The 3057-nt window shown below is 70.1% G+C and carries 3 protein-coding genes and 1 pseudogene; all 4 read left to right on the forward strand.

The genetic code is table 11. From position 1 onward, the window contains the following. Nucleotides 1-1017, forward strand: a 1017-nt coding sequence (locus tag AX692_RS18280) for a sensor histidine kinase (RefSeq protein WP_196491825.1), incomplete at its 5' end; no start/stop codon positions are given. Then, nucleotides 1014-1637, forward strand: coding sequence for a response regulator (locus AX692_RS18285; protein WP_073974240.1), 624 nt, complete (start codon nt 1014-1016; stop codon nt 1635-1637). The genes AX692_RS18280 and AX692_RS18285, both read left to right, overlap by 4 nt. Before the next feature lie 71 nt (nt 1638-1708). After that, the gene (locus AX692_RS18290) at nt 1709-2092 is read left to right on the forward strand and encodes a hypothetical protein (RefSeq protein WP_230959553.1); all 384 of its coding nucleotides are present in this window, start codon (nt 1709-1711) and stop codon (nt 2090-2092) included. A 69-nt stretch (nt 2093-2161) separates the two neighbouring features. Then, nucleotides 2162-3049: pseudogene (locus tag AX692_RS18295) on the forward strand (helicase HerA domain-containing protein); the annotation flags it as partial. Nucleotides 3050-3057: the final 8 nt, after the last annotated feature.

The raw sequence follows: 3057 nt of genomic DNA on the forward strand, positions 1-3057 counted from the left end.
GGCTCGCCCCGCCTGTGCATGGGGTGGTGGAGCAACGAGGATCCGCATGTGCTCCTGTGCAAGCTGGGGGACGGGGATCCGGTGATCCGTCACCTGCCGCCCGAGGCGCTGGCACGACCCGCGGACATGCCCTTCACCCTGTTCGACCGGGCACGGCGGCGAATGCTGGTGGCGAACGCGCAAGGGCAGGTGAGCGCGCGGCGCGCCGTCTTTTCCACGCCGCTGGTCGATCATTTCGCGATTGCCGAGGGGTTGGTGATCCCGATCCGCAGCTCGTCGGGCAAGGGGCTGCTGGTCCTCAGCGGCAACCCCGCCGTGAGCATCGACGACCTCGCCACCGCGCCCGCCATCGCGCAGGAGATCGCGGCCGCGCTCGACCGGCTGCTGCTCTTGCATATCTCGCGCGAGGCAGCGGTGGCGCAGCTGCGCACCACCCTTGCCCGCGACCTTCACGACAGCGTGGCCCAGACCCTTGCCGGGGTCCGCTTCCGGCTCGAGGCGCTGCGCGCGCAGGTGCGCTCGGGCGCCGATCCCGAGGCCGAGTTCGACGAGATGAAAGCCAGCCTCAGCAGCGAGCATCGCCATCTGCGCGAGATGATCGAGCGCCTGCGCCGCACCGATCTCGAGCCCGCGACGGTCAGGCTCGCAGGCCAGATGCAGCGGGTCGCGAGCGAGCTCGAGCGCAACTGGCGCGCCGAGGTCAGGGTGACGACGGCGCCCGAGGATCTGGCGGTCCCGGTGGCGCTCGCCCACGAGATCCAGCAGATCGCGCGCGAGGCGGTCGCCAACGGGGTGCGGCACGGCGAGGCCAGGCGCTTCAGCATCGCGGTGTCGCGCGGCGAGACGGGCATCGATCTCGACATCCGCGATGACGGAACCGGCTTCACCGGCAGCCCCCCGCCCCATCCGCGCACGCTCGAGGAACGCGCGCGCGCCAATGGCGGCCGGCTCGAGCTATGCGCGAGCGAGGCAGGCGCGCACCTCATCATCAACCTGCCCGACCGGAGCGAACCATGATCAATGTCCTTGTCGCCGATGATCACCCGTTCCTGCGGGCCGGGCTCGAGGCGGTGCTGCGGACCGCGGGCATGGTGGTGGTGGCCTCGGTCGCGGACGGCGACAGCGCGCTGGCGGCCATCGCTGCGGAAGACCCCGACGTGGTGGTGCTCGATGTCGCGATGCCCGGGCGTGACGGGATCGCCACGCTGGCGGCGCTGCGCGAAAGGGGCGACACGCGTCCGGTGGTGATCCTGACCGCCAGCATCGACGATAAGCAGCTCCTCGCCGCAATCCGGCACGGCGCCTGCGGCATCGCCCTGAAGGAAGATGCCGAGGACTTCCTCATCGATTGCATCCGCGCCGCCAGCAGGGGCGAGAAGACGATCGACCCGCGGCTTGCCTCGCGGATCGAGCATCTGAGCTCGGGCGCAGCGCCCGCACGCCGGTTCGACGCGCTCGGGCGGCGCGAGATGGAGATCGTCGAGCGGGTCGCACGCGGCCTGCGCAACCGCCAGATCGGCGAGGAGCTGTCGATGAGCGAGGGGTCGATCAAGGTCTATCTCCACACGATCTTCGAGAAGCTCGAGGTCAGGAGCCGGACCGAGCTCGCGATCCTCTACCACGAGGAAACGAGCTGACGCTCCAGCTGTCTTCGCTGCCCCGCCGCGCGCCGATTTCCTTGCTTGCGCAGAGCGTAGCACACGCTACGATGACGGACACCGCTTCCGGGAGAGAGCGCCGCGTCATGACCCTGTTCCGCCTGTTCCTCGTCGCCTGCATGCTGGCGATCCTCGGCTACACCGCGGTCACCATCGCGAATCACGGCTGGAACCTCGTGCCGATCTTCTTCGGCGACATCGCGAGGATGGGCTGGCCCGGGCAATTCAATTTCGACTTCCTGTGCTTCCTGCTGCTCGCCGGCATCTGGGTCTCTTGGCGCCACCACTTTCGCCCCGCAGGCCTTGCGCTCGGGCTGGTCGCGGTGTTCGGGGGCATGATGTTCCTGTCGGTCTATCTGCTGGTGCAGTCGCTGCGCACGCGGGGCGATGTCGCGGCGCTGATGCTGGGGCCGGAACGGGCTGCCGCACGCTAGGACGGGAATCACGGGAAAACTCGCCGCAGCGTCTTTGCTCGGGACCGCCGCCTGCCTAATCCCGCTCGGGTGACGGCACATATCGACATCGGGCGCGGGCCAGAGGGACAGGCGATCGGCATCGATCTGGCCGAGCTGCTCGCCACGCGCCTGCTGGTGCAGGGCAATTCGGGCTCGGGCAAGTCGCACCTGCTGCGCCGCCTGCTCGAGGAATGCGCGGGCCAGGTGCAGCAGATCATCATCGATCCCGAGGGCGATTTCGTCACCCTCGCCGACGCCTTCGGCCATGTGGTGATCGACGCGAGCGCCTATTCCCCGCGCGAGATCGAGGAGCTGGCCGCCCGCGTGCGCCAGCACCGCGCCTCGGTGGTGCTGGCCTTGGACGAGCTCGAGGTCGAGGCGCAGATCCGCTGCGCCGCGCTGTTCCTCACCGCCCTCTTCGATGCCCCGCGCGAGCACTGGTATCCTGCCCTCGTGGTGGTCGACGAGGCGCAGATGTTCGCCCCTGCCGCGGCGGGCGAGATGAACGACGAAACCCGCCGGTTGACGCTGGCGGCGATGACCAACCTGATGTGCCGGGGGCGCAAGCGCGGGCTGGCCGGGATCGTCGCCACCCAGCGCCTCGCCAAGCTCGCCAAGAACGTTGCGGCCGAGGCGTCCAATTTCCTGATGGGGCGCACCTTCCTCGATATCGACATGCAGCGCGCCGCGGATTTGCTCGGCATGGACCGGCGGCAGGCCGAGCGCATCCGCGATCTCCAGCGCGGCCAGTTCCTCGGGCTCGGCCCGGCGATCAGCCGGCGTCCGGTCGCGGTCCACGTCGGCCCGGTCCGCACCGCCGGGCGCGGCGGGGGACAGGGGTTGATCCCGCTGCCGCAGGCGGAGGACGGCGCGATGGAGGCGCTGCTCACCGATCGCCTCGCCGAGGCCGCCGCCGCGCCCCAGCCCGTCCGCCGCCCGTGAAC

The sequence above is a fragment of the Erythrobacter donghaensis genome (assembly GCF_001557325.1).
GTDB classification, from domain to species: Bacteria; Pseudomonadota; Alphaproteobacteria; order Sphingomonadales; family Sphingomonadaceae; genus Erythrobacter; species Erythrobacter donghaensis_B.